This window comes from Bariatricus sp. HCP28S3_A7 (assembly GCF_052066375.1).
In the GTDB taxonomy this organism is placed as follows: Bacteria; Bacillota; Clostridia; order Lachnospirales; family Lachnospiraceae; genus Allocoprococcus.
On sequence record NZ_JBQHSG010000006.1, the window covers coordinates 130,656 to 151,558 of the forward strand.

19 protein-coding genes and 4 pseudogenes are annotated in these 20,903 nt (G+C 43.1%); 4 read left to right on the forward strand and 19 right to left on the reverse strand.

Features of this window, described 5'->3' with window-relative positions; genetic code table 11:
• Window positions 1–681: 681 nt before the first annotated feature.
• Window positions 682–1,251, forward strand: a complete 570-nt coding sequence (locus ACTNA4_RS06420) for a hypothetical protein (protein WP_320812956.1) — start codon at window positions 682–684, stop codon at window positions 1,249–1,251.
• Between the two features lie 68 nt (window positions 1,252–1,319).
• Here ACTNA4_RS06420 and ACTNA4_RS06425 read toward each other — a convergent pair whose 3' ends face one another.
• The 7 genes and pseudogenes from ACTNA4_RS06425 to ACTNA4_RS06455 all read right to left on the reverse strand — a co-directional run bounded on the left by ACTNA4_RS06425 (window position 1,320) and on the right by ACTNA4_RS06455 (window position 6,808).
• Window positions 1,320–2,309, reverse strand: a complete 990-nt coding sequence (locus ACTNA4_RS06425; protein WP_441029172.1) for a bile acid:sodium symporter family protein — start codon at window positions 2,307–2,309, stop codon at window positions 1,320–1,322.
• A gap of 3 nt (window positions 2,310–2,312) precedes the next feature.
• Window positions 2,313–2,411, reverse strand: a pseudogene (locus ACTNA4_RS06430) (pantoate--beta-alanine ligase); the annotation flags it as partial.
• Window positions 2,401–2,511, reverse strand: a pseudogene (locus ACTNA4_RS06435) (aspartate 1-decarboxylase); the annotation flags it as partial. The pseudogenes ACTNA4_RS06430 and ACTNA4_RS06435, both read right to left, overlap by 11 nt.
• A 221-nt stretch (window positions 2,512–2,732) precedes the next feature.
• Window positions 2,733–4,085, reverse strand: coding sequence for a glycoside hydrolase family 32 protein (locus tag ACTNA4_RS06440; RefSeq protein WP_427806179.1), 1,353 nt, complete (start codon window positions 4,083–4,085; stop codon window positions 2,733–2,735).
• 15 nt (window positions 4,086–4,100) lie between these two features.
• On the reverse strand, window positions 4,101–4,961 hold the full coding sequence (locus ACTNA4_RS06445) for a carbohydrate ABC transporter permease (protein ID WP_427806180.1): 861 nt from the start codon (window positions 4,959–4,961) through the stop codon (window positions 4,101–4,103).
• A complete protein-coding gene (locus tag ACTNA4_RS06450) occupies window positions 4,961–5,833 on the reverse strand; it encodes a carbohydrate ABC transporter permease (protein WP_427806181.1) in 873 nt (290 codons plus the stop codon). The genes ACTNA4_RS06445 and ACTNA4_RS06450 overlap by 1 nt, the downstream gene beginning before the upstream one ends.
• Window positions 5,834–5,848: 15 nt before the next feature.
• Window positions 5,849–6,808, reverse strand: coding sequence for an ABC transporter substrate-binding protein (locus ACTNA4_RS06455; RefSeq protein WP_427820641.1), 960 nt, complete (start codon window positions 6,806–6,808; stop codon window positions 5,849–5,851).
• A 45-nt stretch (window positions 6,809–6,853) separates the two neighbouring features.
• On the opposite strand from ACTNA4_RS06455, the gene ACTNA4_RS06460 reads away from it, so the two are divergent.
• Entirely contained in the window at window positions 6,854–7,909 is a 1,056-nt protein-coding gene (locus ACTNA4_RS06460) for a LacI family DNA-binding transcriptional regulator (RefSeq protein WP_441029174.1), read from the forward strand.
• 64 nt (window positions 7,910–7,973) lie between these two features.
• On the opposite strand, the gene ACTNA4_RS06465 is transcribed toward ACTNA4_RS06460, so the two are convergent.
• The 5 genes and pseudogenes from ACTNA4_RS06465 to ACTNA4_RS06485 form a co-directional block, all read right to left on the reverse strand.
• Window positions 7,974–8,798, reverse strand: coding sequence for a deoxyribonuclease IV (locus tag ACTNA4_RS06465; protein WP_441029176.1), 825 nt, complete (start codon window positions 8,796–8,798; stop codon window positions 7,974–7,976).
• A gap of 250 nt (window positions 8,799–9,048) precedes the next feature.
• Entirely contained in the window at window positions 9,049–9,636 is a 588-nt protein-coding gene (locus ACTNA4_RS06470; protein WP_441029178.1) for a 50S ribosomal protein L25, read from the reverse strand.
• 85 nt (window positions 9,637–9,721) lie between these two features.
• Window positions 9,722–9,955, reverse strand: coding sequence for a hypothetical protein (locus ACTNA4_RS06475; protein ID WP_441029180.1), 234 nt, complete (start codon window positions 9,953–9,955; stop codon window positions 9,722–9,724).
• Between the two features lie 103 nt (window positions 9,956–10,058).
• A pseudogene (locus tag ACTNA4_RS06480) lies at window positions 10,059–10,235 on the reverse strand (AAA family ATPase); the annotation flags it as partial.
• Window positions 10,236–10,493: 258 nt separating this feature from the next.
• On the reverse strand, window positions 10,494–12,197 hold the full coding sequence (locus ACTNA4_RS06485; protein ID WP_441029182.1) for an ABC transporter ATP-binding protein: 1,704 nt from the start codon (window positions 12,195–12,197) through the stop codon (window positions 10,494–10,496).
• 239 nt (window positions 12,198–12,436) lie between these two features.
• On the opposite strand from ACTNA4_RS06485, the gene ACTNA4_RS06490 reads away from it, so the two are divergent.
• A complete protein-coding gene (locus ACTNA4_RS06490) occupies window positions 12,437–13,864 on the forward strand; it encodes a DUF4832 domain-containing protein (RefSeq protein ID WP_441029184.1) in 1,428 nt (475 codons plus the stop codon).
• A 74-nt stretch (window positions 13,865–13,938) separates the two neighbouring features.
• Here the strand turns inward: ACTNA4_RS06490 and ACTNA4_RS06495 are convergent, their stop codons facing one another.
• The 6 genes from ACTNA4_RS06495 to ACTNA4_RS06520 all read right to left on the reverse strand — a co-directional run bounded on the left by ACTNA4_RS06495 (window position 13,939) and on the right by ACTNA4_RS06520 (window position 19,455).
• Entirely contained in the window at window positions 13,939–15,558 is a 1,620-nt protein-coding gene (locus ACTNA4_RS06495; protein ID WP_441029186.1) for an AAA family ATPase, read from the reverse strand.
• A gap of 145 nt (window positions 15,559–15,703) precedes the next feature.
• Window positions 15,704–16,915, reverse strand: coding sequence for a nucleotidyltransferase family protein (locus ACTNA4_RS06500; RefSeq protein WP_441029188.1), 1,212 nt, complete (start codon window positions 16,913–16,915; stop codon window positions 15,704–15,706).
• Window positions 16,916–16,950: 35 nt separating this feature from the next.
• The gene (locus tag ACTNA4_RS06505; RefSeq protein WP_441029190.1) at window positions 16,951–17,493 is read right to left on the reverse strand and encodes a DUF234 domain-containing protein; all 543 of its coding nucleotides are present in this window, start codon (window positions 17,491–17,493) and stop codon (window positions 16,951–16,953) included.
• A 149-nt stretch (window positions 17,494–17,642) separates the two neighbouring features.
• On the reverse strand, window positions 17,643–17,792 hold the full coding sequence (locus ACTNA4_RS06510; RefSeq protein ID WP_441029192.1) for an ATP-binding protein: 150 nt from the start codon (window positions 17,790–17,792) through the stop codon (window positions 17,643–17,645).
• Window positions 17,793–17,896: 104 nt separating this feature from the next.
• Entirely contained in the window at window positions 17,897–18,112 is a 216-nt protein-coding gene (locus ACTNA4_RS06515; protein WP_441029194.1) for a hypothetical protein, read from the reverse strand.
• Between the two features lie 284 nt (window positions 18,113–18,396).
• Complete coding sequence (locus ACTNA4_RS06520) at window positions 18,397–19,455, reverse strand: acyltransferase (RefSeq protein ID WP_441029196.1); 1,059 nt, start codon at window positions 19,453–19,455, stop codon at window positions 18,397–18,399.
• A 295-nt stretch (window positions 19,456–19,750) separates the two neighbouring features.
• Between ACTNA4_RS06520 and ACTNA4_RS06525 the strand changes: the two are divergent.
• Window positions 19,751–20,503, forward strand: a pseudogene (locus ACTNA4_RS06525) (IS110 family transposase); the annotation flags it as partial.
• 75 nt (window positions 20,504–20,578) lie between these two features.
• Here ACTNA4_RS06525 and ACTNA4_RS06530 read toward each other — a convergent pair.
• Window positions 20,579–20,903 (reverse strand): IS66 family transposase (locus ACTNA4_RS06530; RefSeq protein WP_441029198.1); only part of this gene is annotated, 325 nt, incomplete at its 5' end.

A 20,903-nucleotide genomic window follows, 5' to 3' on the forward strand; every position in this document is an offset into this window, starting at 1 on the left:
AATATCCGGAGCAGGCCTCGAATTCATACCATGCCTACTCTTTATGGTTATATTTTACTATACTCTCAGGGGAATAGACAAGACAGTTCACAAATTCTAAAGAAAACTTAATATTTTGAAGCTATTATTTTACTATTGTTAAAGAAACTCTCCTCAATTTTTGGTTCAGTCCTTGCGTACTACTGCCAGATATGCTATATTTAAGACACAGAAAAGGAACAACCGCCCACAAGGGGTTGACCTCAAAAGTAAATTGGAAATTCATAGAATCGCCACCCTGTCTCGGTCAAAGTTCGGGGTGGTTTTTCTATGCCTTAAAACATTATCTGATAAACGTAAATACGAATGTCAGCAATGCCAGAATGAACATTCCAAAAGCCATCAAGTCCCTGAAGTCAAAAGGTTTCTTGTCCATCAGCACCACCCCCATTCTATGTAGAATAGAGGTCAGCCACCCTGCAACACGGTTGTTCTTGGTGGAAGTGTATCATATTCCGATCCGCATTTCAACAGACTGCTGCCATCTTGTAAATCTTTGTATACTATTACATAAATGCACATTCTTCCCGATACGGTAAAGAGTTTATATAAAACTTAATATTTTAGCAAATCACAAAGCACATTCTTACCATCTTGTGGTATAATGGCAACAGCGACAAAATAATAAGGGGAACTATTTCAGTGGATGAGAACAAATTAGAAGCCAAATTATTAAAAATCAAAGCTCTTGCCGAGCGCGGAGAAGGCGGAGAGCGGGAATCTGCAATCAAGCTTTATCAGAAATTATTAAAAAAATACGATATTGATGAAGAGTCCCTGCAGAAGGACACACTGAGTAAGCACTGGTTTACATATGAAAGTGATATTGAAGAGAACCTTCTGGTTCAGATTTTCTATATGGTAACAGGGGATCCGGAATATTTCCGCCGCCAGAGCCGCACCCACGGCAGTCAATGCGGATGCATTTGTACGAATTTTGAAAAAACAGAAATCAAATTCTACTTTGAATTCTACAAGGATGCGCTTCAGCAGGAACTCGAAGCCTTTCTCATGGCATTTAAGCTTAAGAATCATCTGTTTCCGGACGAAAGTGCACGCTGCTTTGTACCGGAAGAGGCCGAAGAAGAAACCGAAATAACGGATATTCTTCTGAAAGCTCAGAAGATCGCTGAGGATATCGACAAATCCAGCCCGGTCCGCATGCTCTCGGGAACGGTTACGGAACCGGAACCCGACAATTCTATTGACTGATAATCGGAATGTTCATAAAAAATACCAGGACGTTTCAAACGTTTCCTGGTATTTTTCTATTTATTCGTCTATGCACATTCCATTTTCTCTTCCCGTACATTCGCATTTGTTTCTTGTCTTTCTCCTCTGCGGCGCATTCCCGCAAAAACAGAACCGGACATATTATGCCACACGCTGAAAATCGCCCCCGGCAAAGTTGCAAGCGGATTCGCCGCAAAATTGACTGTCGCAAGTGAAACCGCAAGTCCGCTGTTCTGCATCCCCACTTCGATGGCGATCGCAGTCGCTTTATCATACGGTACCTTCAGGAACTTAGCCGCCGCCAATCCGATTCCCATTCCGCACAGATTATGAAGGATTACGACTCCCAGAACCAGTATGCCGCAGCTGATGATCTTATCTGCATTCACCGCGACGATTCCTGAAATGATCATCACAATGGATACCACCGATATCAGGGGCAGAATCTCAGATATCTTCTGAATCTGTTTTCCCAGAATACTTCGGATAAGGATTCCAAAAAGAACCGGAACCAGTATCACCTTCACAACAGAAAGCACCATTGCGGCAAAGGAAACCTCCACCCATGCGCCGGCAAGAAAGTATACTAAAGAAGGGGTCGCAAGCGGTGATAGGAGTGTTGATACGATCGTCATACCAACCGACAATGCTACATCCCCTCCCGCAATATATGTAATCACATTACTCGCAGTCCCGCCCGGGCAGCATCCTACCAGGATCACTCCTAATGCCAGATCTTCCGGTAATTTCAGCACGACCGCAAGGATCCACGCCAGAAGCGGCATGACCGTATACTGAGCCAGACATCCGATGAGTATTTCTTTCGGTCTGGAAAATACGACCTGAAAATCTCCCATTTTTATTGTGAGTCCCATTCCAAACATGGCAATCCCGAGGAACATGGATGTATAATTTGTCGTCCATGCAAATCCGTCACGCCAACAGAAGGCTATTATAGAAAAAATAATAATGATCACTCCGATGTATCTCGTAAGAAATGAACTGATTCTCCCGATTTTTTTCATTATTTTTTCCATCGCCTACACCTCGTAACTGAAATTATCGATCAGTCTCGTTTTACCGATGTAGACAGCCATCGCCGCCAGGACATCCTTCTCTACACGCTCCACCGGCTGCATCCAACAGATCTTCATCTACTGTGATACTTCCCACATAATCCAGTTCAGCCTGCTTAACAGTCGCACGATGTATCTTCCCTTTAAGCATTTCTACTGTCATCTTCAACTTCCTTTCCCAAATCATTTCGGCATGAAAATCACAGTGAATCAGACAGAGTATAGTTTCCTTGGAATACTATCTCCGCAGGTATTATAGCACCCTGACATTTCATCTTGCAACAACGAATCCGTATATTTTTTGCTGCCCCTTTTACATCGTGGCTCATGTACGCTCCCGGCACGTAGCCCGCAGTAAATACCGGCTACTGTGTGAAAAACAACTTACATCTCTTCATCCCCGCCATGCCGCAAAAACAGAATTTTTTTCCCGGAACTGCAGGACAGTTCCATACATTCTCCCAATCCATATACAACATGGCTGATCACAAATTCTCCGTCATTTATAAAGATTTCAATCAGATTTTTATCAACGAAAATCTCAAGTTCACACCTTCCGGATACATCCGGACTTTTGCCAATCAGCGAACAGCTTTTCATTCCTGCAAAAACAATGCTTCTGTCTGTATGTACCGCACCATTTTCCATCCAGATACGGTACCCTCCGATATTCAGGATTTCTCCCTCCTCCAGATTCATTTTCAGACAGAAAGGACGAGAATAATCCAATTTCTCCGGAATCGGTGTTTCTTGATTAAAATATGCTCTTACTTCCGGATGAACCCGGAAAAAGATATGTCCGTTTTCCACATCTATGACTCTTGGCTGACACATCATCCCATTCCACTCCATACCGTTTTTTTCTTTCACTGCCTGTGGCATACGCATCCATCCTATCATCACTCTCCGGCCATCTTTATCCAGATTGGTCTGCGGTGCATAGAGATCCATTCCATAATCCATATACTTGCACTCTCCCGAAATGGACAGTTCACATTTCCCCGGCTCAAATACAGCCGGGGCACAGATTGCGTGACTTTCATACCCTTCTTCCGGATCTCCGATATACATCGCCGAACCTTCAAACACCCAGTCATCTCCCACTCTGAAAATATCCGGGCATTCCAGGATCTTTCCGAATCTGCCATCCAGCATCTGATTCGCAAAATCCCAGTGTATCCCGTCCTTACTGGTATAGATCACAAGCCTACCAGTCTCTTCCCTGAAGGTACTTCCGAGCGCCATATAATACGTGTCTCCTTCTTTCCATACCTTCGGATCTCTCGTATGTACGGCGTGTGCCTGTGCATCATCATGGTTTACAGGTATGATCTGCATTTTTTCTTTCCAGTTATCAAAATGCACTGCATCCTCAGAAATCACCAGCGCCTGGCTGGTCTCAAATTTTCCGTTCTTTGCCATATGGATATTTTCACTTTCCGCTTCCAGATATTTTACAGCAGAATAGTACAAATACAGCTTTCCATCCACTTCCAGCGCACTGCCGGAGAACACACCATTCTGATCGTATTCTTTCGTCGGGAACAACGCAATGCCCTGATGTTCCCAATGAACGAGGTCTTCACTCACCGCATGCCCCCAGTGCATGGTTCCCCACACAGGAGCATACGGGAAATGCTGATAGAACAAATGGTATTTTCCTTTGTAATATATAAATCCGTTCGGATCGTTGATCCAGTTTCCCGGAGCTTTTAAATGCAATACATTTCTCATCATATTCAAGCCATCCTTTTATTTTACTGCACCTGCTACCACTCCGCCGATGATCTGTTTCTGAAGGATAATATACAGAACCAGGATCGGAATCACACAAAGCAGCAGACCTGCCATAATTGTACCATAATCCGCAGAGTAGGTTCCATAAAAACTGTACGTTGAAAGCGGCAGCGTCAACAGCTTCTTATCTGTCAGAACCAGCGACGGCAGCAGGAAGTCATTCCAGAAAGCCATAGAATTCAGGATGACCATCGTGGAAATAATCGGCTTAAGAAGCGGGAGTACGACCTTAAAGAAGGTCTGTGAATGTGTACATCCGTCAATGTAAGCCGCTTCTTCCAGTGCAATCGGAATATTTCCTTTGATAAATCCGTGGAACATGAATACTGACATTGCCATTGAAAATCCTGTATGCAGGAAGATCAGGGTTGCCCGGTGATTCAGAATATTCAGTGTGCCTCCGTAAATACTAACCAACGGAATCATAAGTGCCTGGAACGGAATGATCATGGAAGCCACCATCAGGGCAAATGTAATTTTTGAGATCACATTGTTATTTCGAACTATATAATACGCAAGCATTGCCGCAAACAGCGTCACAAGCAGAGTTGCCGAAACCGTCACGATCAGCGAATTCTTGAATGCGTTCAAGAAATCCATCTGTGTAAATGCTTTTACAAAATTGTCAAATGACAGGCCTTTGATTGTAAACAACCATGAAAACGGGCTCTTGATAATGTCTCTCTTCTGTTTCAGAGAGTTGATCACTACCATCAAAAACGGGAACATGTACGCTGCAAAAATAATGATAAGTCCCAGCATCGCAAGCATATCTGCTGCTTTTTTCTTATTTCCTCCAACTTTTGTCTGCTTCATTATGCTTCCACCTCCTGCTTCTTCGTCAGGTATACCTGAATTCCACTGATACAAGCCACAATCACAAATAATATCAACGCTTCCGCCTGACCTACACCAAACTGTCTGGATGTAAATGCCTTCTCATACACGTGCATTGCCGCCATCTCTGTTGTTCCGTAAGGCGCGCCTGCTGTCAATGACAGGTTCACATCGTAAACCATAAATGCACGTGATAATGTCAGGAACAGGCAAATCGTAACCGATGACATCATAAGTGGCATGATAATACTTTTTAATTTCACAAATCCGGAAGCTCCATCAATCTGTGCCGCTTCCATCACGTCCTCACTGAGTCCCATAAATCCTGCCACATAGATCAGGATCATATATCCAGAAAGCTGCCAAACAGACACCAGCACCAACGCCGCAAACGCCTTGTCCGGATCTGACAGCCATGACACCTCGAACAATTTCCATCCGGTCGTCTCCCCAATACTTACGAATACTCTGGAAAATACAAACTGCCAGATATAACCAAGTACGATACCTCCGATCAGGTTTGGCGTAAAGAATCCGGCCCGGAAGAAATTCTGACCTTTCATTCCTCTGGTCAAAAGATACGCGATTCCAAAGGCGAGTACATTTACCAGCAATACCACCACAATCACATATTTGAAGGTCAGAAGCAGGGATGTCCAGAACTGACCGTCTCTCATCACTCCTGCGAAATTCTTAAGCCCCACAAAATTTTTAACCTTTGATACACCATTCCAGTCTGTCAGCGTAAGGTAAACACCATATACAAACGGAACAATCACAACTGCCACGAAGCAAAACAGCCCCGGTAACGCAAACATACAGAAATCTTTTCCTTTATTATTTGATTCCATAACTCCATCCCTTTCTTATTCCTGTTCATCCCAGTAATCTTGAATTGACTCAATCAGTTCTTCCCTGTCACTGCGGCCCGCGAGATATTTCTGCATTGCAGATCCCAGAATAGACCAGTGATCATTCATCACCTGTTTGGACGGAGAAGCCTGAATCCTGCAGTTCACGAAATCGTCCGGATCATTGTTCATAAAATACGGGAGGAAACCATATTCATCCTCAGTTTCCGCTCCGGCTTCCTCAAGATTCGGCCAAGCCCAGTTTCCGTTGAACCAGAAAGCCGTTTTTCCGTCTGCCAGGTCAATTGCCATCTCATCGTAGTCTGCTCCCAGCGGATCACCCTTTGCCACGTTATATTTCTTCAGGACATCGAACATATCCAGTAATTCATAAACGCGATCGTAAGATTCAACTTTCAAATCTCCGTTTTTCAATTCTTCAATTATCTTCGCCGCACCCTCAGAAGTGCCGTCATAGGTCTCATATATGTACTGGAGATGGTGTGCCCCCAGTGACCAGTCTTCCTTTGCAAGGGAAACAGGCTTTTCGATTCCCGCATCCACCAGTCTGTCGAGCAATCCAACAAACTCATCCAGAGTAGTAACGGATTTCGGATCGAATTCTTCTCCCAATGCATCTTCAATCACTTTCTTATTGTAGATCAGACCTCTTCCCTCAATACAAAGTGGGAAGCTGTATACTTTTCCGTTAATCCTTGTCAAATACTCTTCCGCTTCCGCAGTCCACGGTTCTTCTGTCAGATCCGCCGCTTTCTCCTCAGCAAGCGCAATCACATCTGTGGTATCCAGAATCGCCAGTGTAGGCGGATTTCCTGAGTTATAAAGGCTGACCATCTTCGTATAGGGTGAATCTCCGTCCGTTACCGGCATAACCTCCACATGAACTCCGGATTTCTCTTCAAAAGCCGCTCCCATCTTCTCCAGTGCTACCTGAATCTCCGCTTTCGTATTCAAAAGCGTGATCTCAGTACCCTCAAGAGAGGAGAAAAGGAGGAGGTTATGGGAACCAAGAAAAACGTAACCTTCAGTGACATTGCGGAATATACCCATTTTTCCAAAACAACGATTTCCCGTTATTTCAATAATCCGGATTCGCTCACTCTGGAAAATCAGCAGATTATCGCCGATGCGCTGGAGAAACTGAATTATAAAGAGAATAAAGTAGCCCGAATTCTCGCGAACGGCAAGACAGAATTCATCGGCGTGATCGTACCGGATCTATACCACCACTATTATTCTGAAATGTTGAATCAGATACTCGCTTCATACGAAAAATTCGGTTACAAATTCCTTGTGTTTATAGGGAACGAACACGAAGAGACAGAACGCTGCTATATTCAGGAACTGATGGCATACAAGATCGAAGGTCTGATTATCATGAGCCATACTATTCCCTCACGAGAACTCGCTTCCCTTCAGATTCCTGTTGTAACCATCGAGAGAGAGGATGAGTTTGTCTCAAGTGTAAACACCGACAACTACATGGGTGGCTATCAGGCCACCAGCCTGCTTGCCTGGCACAAATGTAACATACTGATCCACATCAATTCCCCAACTGCAAAGTCCGTTCCGTCCTACGGACGACTACAGGGATTTCTTGATCTATGCGAAGAGAGACAGTTGAATCACAAGACATATGTCCGGGAAATGGGGCACAGCTTCGAAAGTACTTACGATGTACTGTTTTCGATTGTCGAAGAACTTGAGCAAGAGTACCAGGGCATGAAAAAAGGTATCTTTATTTCAAATGATACCCATGCAAATGTACTTCTGAATATTCTGTTCCGGAAATACGGATTCTTGCCGGATGACTATCTGATCATCGGTTTTGACAATTCTCCGATTTCAAGAGAAGCTGTCATGCCAATCAGTACCATCGGCCAGCAGATCAACATCATCGCGGGTGAGGCTGTCAGCCTTTTAGTCGATCAGATGACTGAACGTAAAAAACGCCGTCCACACCTGCCGGAAAAACCGGTTCATAAGATTATTACACCGATTCTTTTGCGTCGCGAAACTACGGAAAAAGAGTCCGGCTACGCTGAGGCTTTTTGATCTGTGCAATCGGAGAAAGAGCAAGTTATAGAGTGACTAGAGGGGACGAGTTCGCAGTCCCCCTCTATATCATCTCTTTCAACATTTTTATCTCATCCCTATGTCCTGCATCATCCAGCGGTGTTTCCAGATAGAAAGGCAACTCTTTCAATGCCGGATGTCTCAGTACATTCAACAAAGGTTCCAGTCCAATCTCGCCGTTCCCGATCGTTGCATGCCGATCCTTATGCGATTCAAACGGCGTCATACTGTCATTGAGATGAATCGCCCGCAGCAGATCCAGCCCCAGAGCTTTATCGAATTCTTCCAGCACACCGTCCAGATTCTTCACGATATCATATCCTGCCGCAAATACATGGCAGGTATCCAGACAGATTCCGATCCGTTCCGGATGATCCACCCCATCTCTGATTGCTTTCAGATGTTCAAATCGATCGCCTATTTCTGTCCCCTTTCCGGTCATCGTCTCCAGAAGCACTGTAATCTTCTCTTTCCCGGTAATCGCCTGATTCAGCCCTGCGATAATATTTTGAATACCGGCCTCCACTCCGATCCCGGTATGGCTTCCCGGATGGAATACCATATTCTCGATTCCAAGTGCATCCATTCTGGCAACATCCTCGCGGATCACGGTGCATGCGAATTCATAAACCTCCGGCTTTGGGCTGGCAAGATTCATCGTATACGGAGCATGTGCAAGAACAGGTCCAAAGTTATTCTCTCTTCGGATTCGTTGAAATTCTGATACTTCTTTCTCCGACGGCACTTTAAAATTCGATCCCCTCGGATTCCGGCTGAAAATCTGCATGGTGTTTGCTTCCATTTTCACTACATTTTTTGCCGTCTTCTCCAGTCCTCCGGCAATGGACATATGCGTTCCTATAATCATCTTTTTTCTCTCTTTCCTGCATATGGTTTTGTATTTCATTCATTCAGTATTTCTATCTTACAGTCCAGTTATTTTCGAGACACTATATTAATATTATACCAAATGTTCTGTCTACTGCCTATAACGGTTTCATCCAATTATTAAAATCGATGTTTTACATTATACAAAAATGCCCTTATCCAAGCAAACATACGCATACTTGAATAAAGGCATTCTCACAGTTCAATTAAAACTCTCTTTTAAACTCCGCCTAAGCTTCTTCCACTGTTTCCTCTTCTGTATCATCAACTACCGCATTGTGTGCTTCCAGAACGGTGACCACTGTCATCTCCAGATCCGTCATCAGATCAATATCTTTATTCGATGCAATCGGCAGATCTTTCACTTTCACAGACTCACCCGGTTTCATATTTGCCACGTCAATCTCGACCTTCTCAACAAGTGCTTCCGGAACTGCCTTATATGCGATTTCAGTCAATACCGGTTCCAGCACACCTTCCATGACCATCTCGTGGTTCAACAGAACAACTTCTGCAACCGAATGAACTTTCTCTCCACTTACCAATGCCTGAAAATCCACTTCATCCACCTGTTTCTTCAAGGTGTTGTAATCTACTTCTTTGATCAGTACATGCATCTTCTGTCCATCCACATCCAGGACGATCTGGCTTCCTTTGTTTTTCGTCTTAAGGAGCTTATCTACTTCTGCTTTCTCCATTTTGACCGGTATAGATCCTTCAATTTCTTTTCCAAAAATGTTTCCGGTAACAAATCCTTCCCGTCTAAGCTTTTTTGCTTTCGTTTCCATGTCTCTTTTTTCAGCTTTCAAAGTATTCATTTATCTTTTCCTCCTACAGAACTGATTGCTTAGCGGCCTTTCTTCATACTCTCTTACAAATACAGGTCAGTTAAGTATTTCCTTGTTACACGTGTATTATAACACGCATCCATCGGAAAAGATGCATAAATATCGATTTATTTTGCATGTTTTTCTCGCGTTTTTGCACAATTTTACTGTCTTTTTTCTGCTCAAAAAGAGCTTCTTTTAATCCTTCCCAGTCATTCATACCGGTCTCATAATGGATATTCTGCGATACGTCCCCCATAACCATGAAGTAACAATCTGTCAGGATCTGTTTCAGTACATAATAGATCATTTCCCCGAAGTCCTGTGCCGATTCCATCCCTACCAGCGTATATATTAACAGCTTATACTGTTAATTCTGTACTTTTACACTCATTACCTTACATTTCTTCTTAGCTCATATTCAGCGACTTACCAAATCGTCTGGGTCTGGTAAATAAATTCACTTCACCCCATTTGCACAACAGGTCCCGAATCATCGCCGTTTTATCAACATAGTAGAACCCTTCTATCCGGATTTTTTCAAAGCTTTCTATCCCGACCGTAAGCTTCAAAAGTCCTCTGTCCGTCATCAGTCCGCTCCTTTCCCTAAACTACACTTCATTCACTGTTATCTTATTGTAACAATAGCTGACGCGGTTTTCAAGAGGACACTTGATTCCCGCTTTTCTTCCTGCCTTTCTTCGCCGGATTATCCATCATCATCAAGTGTAGTCTGCACGAAACAAACGGATTCTATTCAGCTAGATCAGAGTATTTCTACCGTCCCAGTATTCCTTTGCATTAGCATTATGCAAGTCGTGGTCAGGGCGTTCTTTACGTCAGTAACCTCACGTCGATATTTCCATTCTCTTTACTCCGCCATTCTCAATATGGATCCGATAATCGCAAATCTTAAGTGCCGCCTTCCTGTGCGTCACGATCAAACAGGTCTTCTCCTTCAGCGACGCAATGTTCCCAAGCAGCTTTGCCTCCGTCTCTTCGTCCAGCGCACTGGTGCTTTCATCCAGTAACAGGATCGGTGCCCGGCTAAGTAAAGCCCTCGCCACGGCTACACGCTGAGCCTGACCTTCCGACAATCCGATTCCCCGTTCTCCAATGACCGTATCCAGTCCGGCATCACTTTTCACAATCAACCGTTCGATACAGGCCGCTTTTGCTGCCTGCAGGATCTCTTCATCGGTGGCGTCATCCGTAAACATGGTAAAATTCTCCCGAAGTGTACCGGAAAATAGTGTATTTCCCTGAGGAACATAAGCAAAGAGCGATCTCATCCTGCGGGACGGCATCTCCTCTGTCCCATTATCAAAGCAGAAGCCCACCTGCCCACTACTTGGCTGATAAATTCCCAAAAGGAGCTGAAACAGTGTGCTCTTGCCTCCACCCGAAATACCTGTCACAGCAGCAAAATCGCCTTTTCCGATGCGGATATTCACCTGTTCCAGCACAGGCTGCCTGTCTTTTCCATAGGAAAAGCACAGATTACGCATCTGTATTGCCGAAAAATCTTTGTAAAGTTCTCTTCCGTCTGCACAAACACCATTCTCCTCTTCCGGAAGCTCCAGGATCTCTTTCAATCGCTCCGCGGAACTGATGGTTCCATAGACCTGACCGGCTACTCCTGCGGCACTTGCGATCGGCTTTTGAATCTGCCCCACCAGCTGGATGATCGCCGCCAGCATTCCGTATGTCAGATTTCCCCTGTAAATGCCAAAGCCGCCCCAGAGCATACAAAACAGCCACCCAAACTGGAAAATCAGATTGATACTGTTGTTCATATACACAGAAAAAGCGCCCTTTCGCATCTGTGCTTCCTGAAAATGCTGCTGCCGTACATCCATCTGGTACTCTATCCGCTTTTCAGAGCCACTCGCCTTGATCAGTCGCAGATTCTCCAAAGTTTCCTGCAGCATCGCATGCAGCTGTCCTTCTTTTTCCTGTACTTCTTTATGCCTTTGCTTCATGGGTTTCCTGAACAGGATCAATAGCAGAAGTCCCAGCATTCCTCCCAGAACCAGCACCACCACAAATCTCCAGTCCATGGCGATCAAAATAGCCGCGGCTCCGAGAAAGCTCACGCCCATGCCGGCCACCCCCGGCACGATCTCCACGATGCCGTTTTTGACAACATTTACATCCGAGAACATGCGATTGACCAATTCCCCACTGTGGTAGCCATTCAATCCCGCATACTGTTTCCCCAACAGGCTCTTCAGAATCATAGACCGCATTTCTTTTAAAAGAAGCGCATTCGTCTTCGTATTCAGCAGTCCCAAACCTAAGGAAAGACACCGGATCATCACCACCAGCACAACCAGCGCACCGGCATACAGCTTAAGTTGTCCGCTATCCCTCCCCGCGGCACTGTCAATCAGCCCTCTAGTAGCGACCGTAATCCCCAGCGAGCAGCCACAGATCATCAGATTCAACACACACAATATAAAAATCGACTTATGAACGGCTTTTGACCACCGCCAAATATCCGCCAATGCCGGACTTTTCAGGAGTTTTAAAATTTTCTCTTTATACATCATAATCGTTCTTTCAAATAGCATATTTCTTATACATCTGTCATTTATTATATCAGACTCATATGTAAATATCTATGGCATTTTCCCGATGCCCGCCGGATCATCATGGCGTATCTTTATGTTTGAACAAGAGTTTGACATCCTTCTTATCGTCTGTTAGAGTAAATTTAAAATAAGACGTAGCTATTCGTACGGCGGTTCGAATCGCTGCAAGAAAGCTTTTAGGAAACGGAGCACATACAATGAAATTCATGAATGCTTTTTCTTTCAGATTATGGATACTGGTCTTTCTTTTGTTAGGAATCATAATTGCCTATCTGTTGACCTCCTATGCAAACCGCATCACTTATATGGCAGAAGCTTTTACCGAAAGCAGCGAGCCGCTTGCCAATCCTTACCAGGGCTTTTACCACATCATCGGCTATACCTTGTCCGATGAATATACATCTGCAAATGCTTCTTATCAGACGGATTCTTACACAGCTTCTCTGGCGCTGCTGGAAATCAATCTGAAAAATTACCGTAAAACCGAAATAAGCGAAACCGGACTCGCACAATTCAATGACATTCTGGAAGCCTGGTCACAAGCCCCTTCCAATCCAAAACTGATCCTCCGTTTTCTTTATGACTGGGATGGCATCGCAGCGGTTACCGAACCGGATTCACTGGATCGGATTCTGACACATATGGATCAGATCAGTCCACTGGTCAATCAGCATCAGGATCTGATTTACATCATACAAGGGATATTCATAGGAAACTGGGGCGAAATGCATCATTCGCGTTTTATGGATGGCGCTTCCGTAGGCACGCTCATCCGCCACTTAAATGCTGTCATCGCACCTTCCATCTACCTTTCCGTCCGCACGCCCGCGCAGTGGAGAATGATCAACGATGTGTATAATGTCCCCTCGAACTTCCCGGCATTTGGAACAGATGACTCTCTGATGGGAAGACTTGGTCTTTTCAATGACGGGATGCTTGGTTCCGAATCTGACCTTGGCACATACGGATCGACCGCAAGACGCGATGCCGGTTCTCCGGCTTACCAGGGCACACGAACAGAAGAACTGGAATTCCAGAATCGCTTATGCCGGTATGTGCCAAACGGCGGCGAAGTCATTTACCAAAGCACACTGAGCACTCTGAACACCTCCGTGTCCGCACTTCAGACCATGCATGTCTCATACCTGAATGCCGATTACGACAGCCGCGTTCTGGATAAATGGAGAAATACTCTCTGGACCGGAAAGGATGCTTTTCGTGGATGTGACGGATACCGCTATGTACAGGAACATCTCGGATATCGCTACCTGATCCAATCCTGCAAGCTCAGGAAATCCGGAGTACTAAGACAGAATTTATCCCTCACGCTGACCCTGCAGAACGTCGGATTTGCCAACACACTGAAACCATTTCTAACTTCGATTGTACTAAAAAATGCAGAAACCGGAGAATGTATCAGCGTTCCATTCGGTGCAGATCTTCGAAAACTCTACAGCGGGCAAAAAAAATCTTTCACAGTGAAACTTCCTGTGAAAGATTTGAAACACGGCAGATATCAAATTTATTTTTCTGTAACAGATGAAACAAGCGGGGAAATGATTCTGCTGGGGAATAAGAATGAAGCTACAGATGATGGATATCTGTTAGGGCAGTTGGAGAAGTAAACATTAATACAACGCGGGAGTAGTTCGTCTGACAAAATAATTTGCAGAGGCCTCTCCCGCATTCTTTTTCATTATTACTGTTTCAGCACTTCCACCTTACAAAAATGCTTCTTTTTCTGCTTGTTATAACTAATTCCAACCGCAAGAATTCTTCCGGTATATTGAGCCTGCTCACCCAATTTTCCACTAAAACATAAAGCATATTTTTTATCTATAATCTGCTGAATTGCCTCTTCAGGCGTATGGTCCACCTTCAGCTCCAATATTATACAATCCAGACTCTTATCTTTTACCGGATAAAAAACAAAATCAACATATCCGATACCGGATTTATCTTCCCGCTCTACACGGTAATAATCTCTTGCTGCCAAATACACAAGATTCACTACTGCCGTCAACTCTGTTTCATTATTATAGCTCAGCAAAGGAACTTCCGTATTATGTGCCAATTCTAAGATTTGAGACATGGTATCCGTATCTTGAGCCAATGTAGCTTTGAGCATCCGGTCAGATTCTTTTGCTAACCTGTATACATATCCCAACGAAGCTTCTTTTCTAAGCATTTCAGCAAACTTCTCCATTAACTCTCTATTCGGTATCACAACATTTCCATTCTCATAACTAAGGAATCCATAAACAACCATAGCAGAAAAAATCTCATCTCTTGTCTGCAGATTCATAGATGTTGCCGCATATTCCCTTATTTTCGCAGGTACACCAATGCCGGATACCATCAACGCCAGATCATCTCTTACCTCATCAATATTATTTTCAATATAATAGAAAATCTCATCATACGGACCTGAATTCGTCCAATAATTTCCAGTATTATTATTTGATAAAGAGAGCACAATGGATCTTGGGTTATAAAGCCGAGCACCAGATTGAGTATGATATCCATCATACCAACTCTTCAACTCATCACGGGTTATCATCTTCTCCTCTGTGCGTTCAACATAACGCTGATACAAGCGGTCCACTTCTTCATCTGTAAACCCAAAATATTCCGAAAATCTCTTTTCGTTTGTCATCGTAAACTCCGCAAACATATTCAATTCTGAACCACTGGAATATTTTGCAATCGGTAAAATCCCCGTCATATATGCAAGGGAAATATAAGGTCTGTCTTTCAACAAATTTCTCAAAAACAAAAGATAATCCTTCTTATCCTCTTCTGTCACAAATTCCTGGTGAAAAATAAAATCCCACTCATCCAGAACAAATATAATTCGTAACTCAGGATTTGCCGTATAGATATCCATAAGAATATCCCAAATCGCATCTGTGTCACTAAGTTCCAAATCCGGGTATTCATTCTGAAGATCACGAACCAACCTTTTTTCAATCCGATCCATATATTGATCGTATGAGTTGCATCTTCTCGGCAATTCATTAAACACGATATGAATCACTGTAAACTGATTCCTATATTTTTGATAATCCTTGTCTGTATGAATCAATAAAGAAGCAAAAATATCTTCCGCATCTCGTCCACGCGAAAAAAAAGAAGCAATCATATTAGCCATAACCGTTTTCCCGAAACGTCGGGGTCTGGTAATACATAAATAATTATTCCCTTCTTCAACCAATGGAAATAATTCTTTTAAAATCAATGTTTTATCTACAAAGTATGGCTTCACTGTTTCACTTTTGTATAATGTATAAGCTGCAGTGCTGTTCAAATATACTCCCATCTATACGCTCCTTCCCTCTACTATGACGAATGCATCGGAATCCATTCTTATCCACACACTCAACCATTCAGCTATGCATTACCATTATATCAGAACAAATGCCCAAGTCCAAGAGTATGGTGCGAATTGACACTTTACTTCATTACTACTCTTCGTATGATGTAAAGCGTTTCACCAACTTCCCTCGCTCCCCCGCTTTCTTCATAATCGCAGAAATGGGTGCACGATTCAGTTTCTTATTATTTCTCAGGAAACGCACCAGTGTAGCAACCCACAGAACCGGCCAGAAGACTGCTATTCTCCCCGCCTTTGGAAAATTAATATGCATCTGATGATGGAATTCTCTCACATAAGCCGCCAGCGAATTTCCTTCCATGCCTACCATACGTTCTGCTTCACTGTAGCCGAATTCTCCGGCATCCAGGATGTCTCTCAGCAGCGCATCCGTCACTTCCTGCTCTGCCGGATGCTCCGCCGGAACCGGACTCTTCTTTGGATTCAATCCAAGATACCTTACGCATATGGCTGTTATCGCTTTTGCAAATTCTGCCGTACCACTCTCGCAGGCCATTTCCCAGAAATCTCTCCGCGCTTTTTCCTCATCACAGTTTTCCCACAAGACAACCCAGTCACAGAGATTGCGAAGCCCAAATCCACTCCCGACAAAATGCTGCAGCATATGGATCAGCAGATAAAATGCCTGCCATGCCGTCTCACATGCGTACATCTGTAATCCCTGCCATTCTACAAGGTGGACGTGCTGAACACTTTCTTTCTGACACCTTTCCAGATATTGATTCAAATGCTTTTCCTTAAAAGCTTCCGCCCACGTTGTGTGAAGCTCTACCACTTCATTCTTCCCGGAAACCAGAACGATATGATGGTTAGCATGCCATTTGCCGGAAGGTGCGAAACCATTGTTTTTCAGAATCCGGACTGCCTTCCCGACATCATCTGCACTTGCTATAAACAGATCCAGATCGGTTGTCTTCCGATATTCCGGAACCGGGTAAAATCTTGCGACCGCACTGCCTTTCATTGTGACAGCAATAATTCCCGCTTTCTCCAAAAGCGCGGTGAGTCTGGAATTCAATACCTGTAATTGGATGCCTTTGTGCACAGTTTTTGCTGTTTTAAACTGCACAGCAAACCTCTGTTCTTCCGGAATCCTGTCCATCTCCAATACATTCTCAAGCAGTGACAGCACTTCATGACGGTCTGCATAAGCCACAAGCTGCTGCCATTCATTTCCGGTCAGGGACGGGAGCCGTGGCGTTCCCTTAGATGGTCGCAGGCTCCGGCTGAGAAGCTTTAGAAGGGTGTATTCAGTTTTGTTGATTGATGAAATAGATGCCATAATAACCCTCTTATCCCGGGACACAGGATCGTCCCTTATCCGGCGTAAAGATCTTCCAGCGTTAGCAGCGTAACCTCGCCCTTCTCTGCTGCCATTATCAATTCTTGTGTAAATCCTCCCCTGGAGAAGATATAGTAATGAAATGTTCCATTCTTGCGAAATACCGAAGCATATCTGCGAATCAGTTCCAATTCCCCGATTCCAGTGTTCTCATTTCGATACTTGCAGGAACCTATCGGATACTCATTTCCTTCCACCGGCGTTCCAACAATATCGATTTGAATTTCTTTTCTGGTTTTTGCATCTGTTCCCCACCACTGTCCAACATTGCTTAACAAAACAGGAAGATTGGATGCATAGCGAAGCAGATATTCTCGACACATTTTTTCAAAGACCAGCCCCATATAATCCGGATAATACCGTTTTACCGCCTGCTCATAAATCTGCTGCATACGTCCTGCAGTGATTAGAGACATATTCCTCGGAACAAAACGGTACCAGAAACGGAAGAAATTATCATCAATGCCATAAACTGTTTTCTTTCCAGGCTTTTCTGTAATAGGAGTTTCTTTCTTCAAAAGGCCCAAATCCAACAATACCTTCAAATATTTTGCACACACACCGGATTCAAGTCCTACTTTTGTAGAAATTTCATTTGAACGACTGGCACCGCCAGCAATAGCAGTAATGACTGAATTATAGATTGCCGGCTCCCGCAACTCTTGTTTTAATAAACCGTCTGCTTTCCTTTGCAGAACTCATTAATCAACGCAGTTTTACCTACACGCCGTCTTCCGTATATAACGATACACTCAAATCGTCCCTTTTCATAACGTCGATTCATCGTTTGAAGTTCTTGTTCCCGACAATAAAACATATTCTCCTCCCTCACATTTTGTTGACTCATGAGTTGGTGTAACATAAGTTTATTTTATGCGTTGGTATGAATTTGTCAATAACTGCTGGTATTATTTCATAGCATCACAATTTCTTTAAATACTCTTCCACATTCAGATATTTCACATTTCCCTCTTCCGGATCAAAAACTATCATATCGAACTCACCAACTGCGAACTGCAATCGAAAAACTTCACAATTGGTTCTGGACAACTTCGTTTCTAAAAGAACAATATCTTCCATCATTCTTCCTTTGATTTCATCAAGAATACGCTCCGTTACCCGCTTTCCCTCCCACAATTCAATTTTAACTTTGTATGTACAGGAAAAAAGTTAAAATTATATCTTTCAGGAATTCCAGCCTCCACACCAAGCAGTCAATATACTTTTGGAAATACATACGTCAGTATTTTAGCTGCCACATATAGAAGCCCCATGGCGACAAGGGGAGTAATTATATAGCTGAAGGATGCCCAGGCCATACTGCCACTCGCCCTGGGCATCATACTACTCAAACCTTCTACAAGAAAAATAATTCTTTTTTCTCTTCTACCCTTGAAAAAAGTGAATATTTAAAACAACTTTCACCTTTTCCTCAAACAGTCTATTCTTTTCCTAATATGTAATCTTTTAAACAATTCTAATCGGATAAAATCTATCATATAACAAATTACATTAATGCATACCGCCGTTCCAAACACCGCCAAAATTTCCAGTATCCATGGAAATCCGGCATACTTTAAAAATCTGTCCTTCATCAAATAATAAAAGACCAGTGGATGAGTGTGTATTAAATAAACACCAAATGCCATTGGTGAGCAAAAGCATATTATCCTTTTCCAAAACGAAGAAATTCTAATCCTTTCAAAAAACAAAAGCAAAAAAACTGCTGCAAATAGGATTGTAGGCGCTTTATAGTTGATCAAATAGTTTCCCGCGCGAACTTCCCCCAGAAAACGCAGAGTCAAAATTTCAATAAACAGCTTGGATAACCATGTAAATCCTACCATAACAAAATATCCCACAAGAAACCTTATTGCTTTTCCTTCTATACTTTGTCCATACTTCCTTACATAACCGCCTACTAAATATAAAATCATAAGCCAGATTGCACTATATCCATCATTCGTTCCAAACACGTCACTATAAAACAACGTCTGTATACAACTAAAAAAGAATAGTATAATTCCAATACAGAATTGCAACTGTCTTTTTTCCATCTTCTCAAGAACTATATTTAAGAGCGGTATAAACAAAAAGAGGGCAACATAAGATGAGAAATACCAGTACTGATTAAACATTACCGGAAATAATGCTTTCATCCATTCCATTGTAGATACAGAAGATGGGACAAAAGCCCAAAACAATGCAGTAATGGACAATGTGTAAAATAGAACCTGCAACCATAATTCTAATATATTTCTATATCTATATTTTGCATAAACCCATACATACCCGGAAATAAGGGCATAAATATCCACTGCGCAAAATGCCGCAGTTTGGAGAAACCATCCTACTTCATATTGACTTGTAAATCTGCTTGATGCATTTAAAATTCCACCCTGAGTTAATATGTGTAATATCGTCACCATGAACATAGCAAGTATTCTCAGCATGTCGATTCCATAATTTTTTTCTCTCATAGTAATCTCCATTCCGCCGCCTTCGGCTGGCGGCACAAATAGTAATGAAAGTGTGCCAACTCTCTACGCTGTGCTGTAAAATAGTTTGCGAGAAGCTACACTACAAAGCACGGGAGGATAAGTTGTAATAACTTTCTTCGTTTTAGACAGCATAGTAATCAGTGTAAGTTCTGCCTTTTCAAGCACAAATAAGTGGCATCATGAATCCGTACACTAAGAATTGTTTAAGCGCCTTAGTTTAATTGTGTGGCAGTTCAGTCAATGGCTTCTCATCTTTTACGAAAAGAGTCTGACTATGAAAGTTACTTACCAAACCTGTTGTGGTGTCGATGTTCACAAATCGTTTCTCGTTGCCACAATCGTCAAAACCACCGGTGGCATAGAGCCTTCTTACCAAAAGAAGCGCTTTTCCACCTTTAACAATTCCATTCTCGAATTCAAGCAATGGCTTCTCGACAATGATTGCCATGATGTCTGTATGGAATCCACAGGTAAATACTGGGTTCCTGTCTTTAATCTTCTAGAAGATGAAATCAATGTTGTCATTGCCAATCCCAAATGGGTAAAGGCTGTGAAAGGCAACAAAGATGATACCAAAGATTCTAAATGGATTGGAGATTTGTTCCGTCTTGGACTTGTCAAAGGCAGTTATATTCCTTGCAAGAAAGTCCGTATTCTCAGGGAATACACTCGCTATCGTTACAAGCTTGTTTCCTGCCGTTCAAGTGAAAAGAATAGATATCAGAATGCTCTTACTGTTTGCAATGTTGCATTAGATTCTGTTGTTTCCGATATCTTTGGGAAGTCATCCACATCCATTATCGACTATCTGCTTGAGCAATCGGGTACATCCATTAACCACGAAGAAATCGCATCTAAACTTCTAAGGAGCCTCAAATCCAAAGAAGATGCTGTTATAGAATCCGTCGAAGGATATCAGATGACTGATGCCCAAAAATATCGTATGCGCCTTGTCCGCGCACATATGGATTATATCACAGCCGAAATCAATGATGTTGATAAAATGATAGAAAATATGATTTCTTCTGTAAGCGCCAAATATTAATGCGGTCAGATACAAAATTACCCCAGCCCTTTGCGAGTTGGAGTAATTCACTATAATTCACATGCGATTTTTGATAGATTGGAGTTTTTCACTCCAAGGTGCCAGTTCTTCCAGTTGTTCATCGGTCATATCTTTACTTGGCCGGTGCTCCAGCAGAAATTTAAGATATCCATAAATATTCAGCCCATGTGCTTTTGCCATCTCAACCATTGTGTAGACCACTGCACTGGCATTCGCTCCGTCAACGGAATTGCTGAACAGCCAGTTCTTGCGCCCTACTGCAAGTGGACGAATCGCATTCTCGCTGAGGTTATTAGTAAAGCTGCACCGCCCGTCTTCCAGATAGGTCTCCGCTGTATCACGCCGGTTGAGAACATAATTA

Excerpts from the sequence above, each read along its gene's own strand:
- ACTNA4_RS06425 (WP_441029172.1), bottom strand. The coding sequence starts at position 2,309 with ATGGAAAAAATAATGAAAAAAATCGGGAGAATCAGTTCATTTCTTACG.
- ACTNA4_RS06440 (WP_427806179.1), bottom strand. The coding sequence starts at position 4,085 with ATGATGAGAAATGTATTGCATTTAAAAGCTCCGGGAAACTGGATCAAC.
- ACTNA4_RS06445 (WP_427806180.1), bottom strand. The coding sequence starts at position 4,961 with ATGAAGCAGACAAAAGTTGGAGGAAATAAGAAAAAAGCAGCAGATATG.
- ACTNA4_RS06450 (WP_427806181.1), bottom strand. The coding sequence starts at position 5,833 with ATGGAATCAAATAATAAAGGAAAAGATTTCTGTATGTTTGCGTTACCG.
- ACTNA4_RS06460 (WP_441029174.1), top strand. The coding sequence starts at position 6,854 with ATGGGAACCAAGAAAAACGTAACCTTCAGTGACATTGCGGAATATACC.
- ACTNA4_RS06465 (WP_441029176.1), bottom strand. The coding sequence starts at position 8,798 with ATGATTATAGGAACGCATATGTCCATTGCCGGAGGACTGGAGAAGACG.
- ACTNA4_RS06470 (WP_441029178.1), bottom strand. The coding sequence starts at position 9,636 with ATGAATACTTTGAAAGCTGAAAAAAGAGACATGGAAACGAAAGCAAAA.
- ACTNA4_RS06475 (WP_441029180.1), bottom strand. The coding sequence starts at position 9,955 with ATGATCTATTATGTACTGAAACAGATCCTGACAGATTGTTACTTCATG.
- ACTNA4_RS06485 (WP_441029182.1), bottom strand. The coding sequence starts at position 12,197 with ATGATGTATAAAGAGAAAATTTTAAAACTCCTGAAAAGTCCGGCATTG.
- ACTNA4_RS06490 (WP_441029184.1), top strand. The coding sequence starts at position 12,437 with ATGAAATTCATGAATGCTTTTTCTTTCAGATTATGGATACTGGTCTTT.
- ACTNA4_RS06495 (WP_441029186.1), bottom strand. The coding sequence starts at position 15,558 with ATGGGAGTATATTTGAACAGCACTGCAGCTTATACATTATACAAAAGT.
- ACTNA4_RS06500 (WP_441029188.1), bottom strand. The coding sequence starts at position 16,915 with ATGGCATCTATTTCATCAATCAACAAAACTGAATACACCCTTCTAAAG.
- ACTNA4_RS06510 (WP_441029192.1), bottom strand. The coding sequence starts at position 17,792 with ATGTTTTATTGTCGGGAACAAGAACTTCAAACGATGAATCGACGTTAT.
- ACTNA4_RS06520 (WP_441029196.1), bottom strand. The coding sequence starts at position 19,455 with ATGAGAGAAAAAAATTATGGAATCGACATGCTGAGAATACTTGCTATG.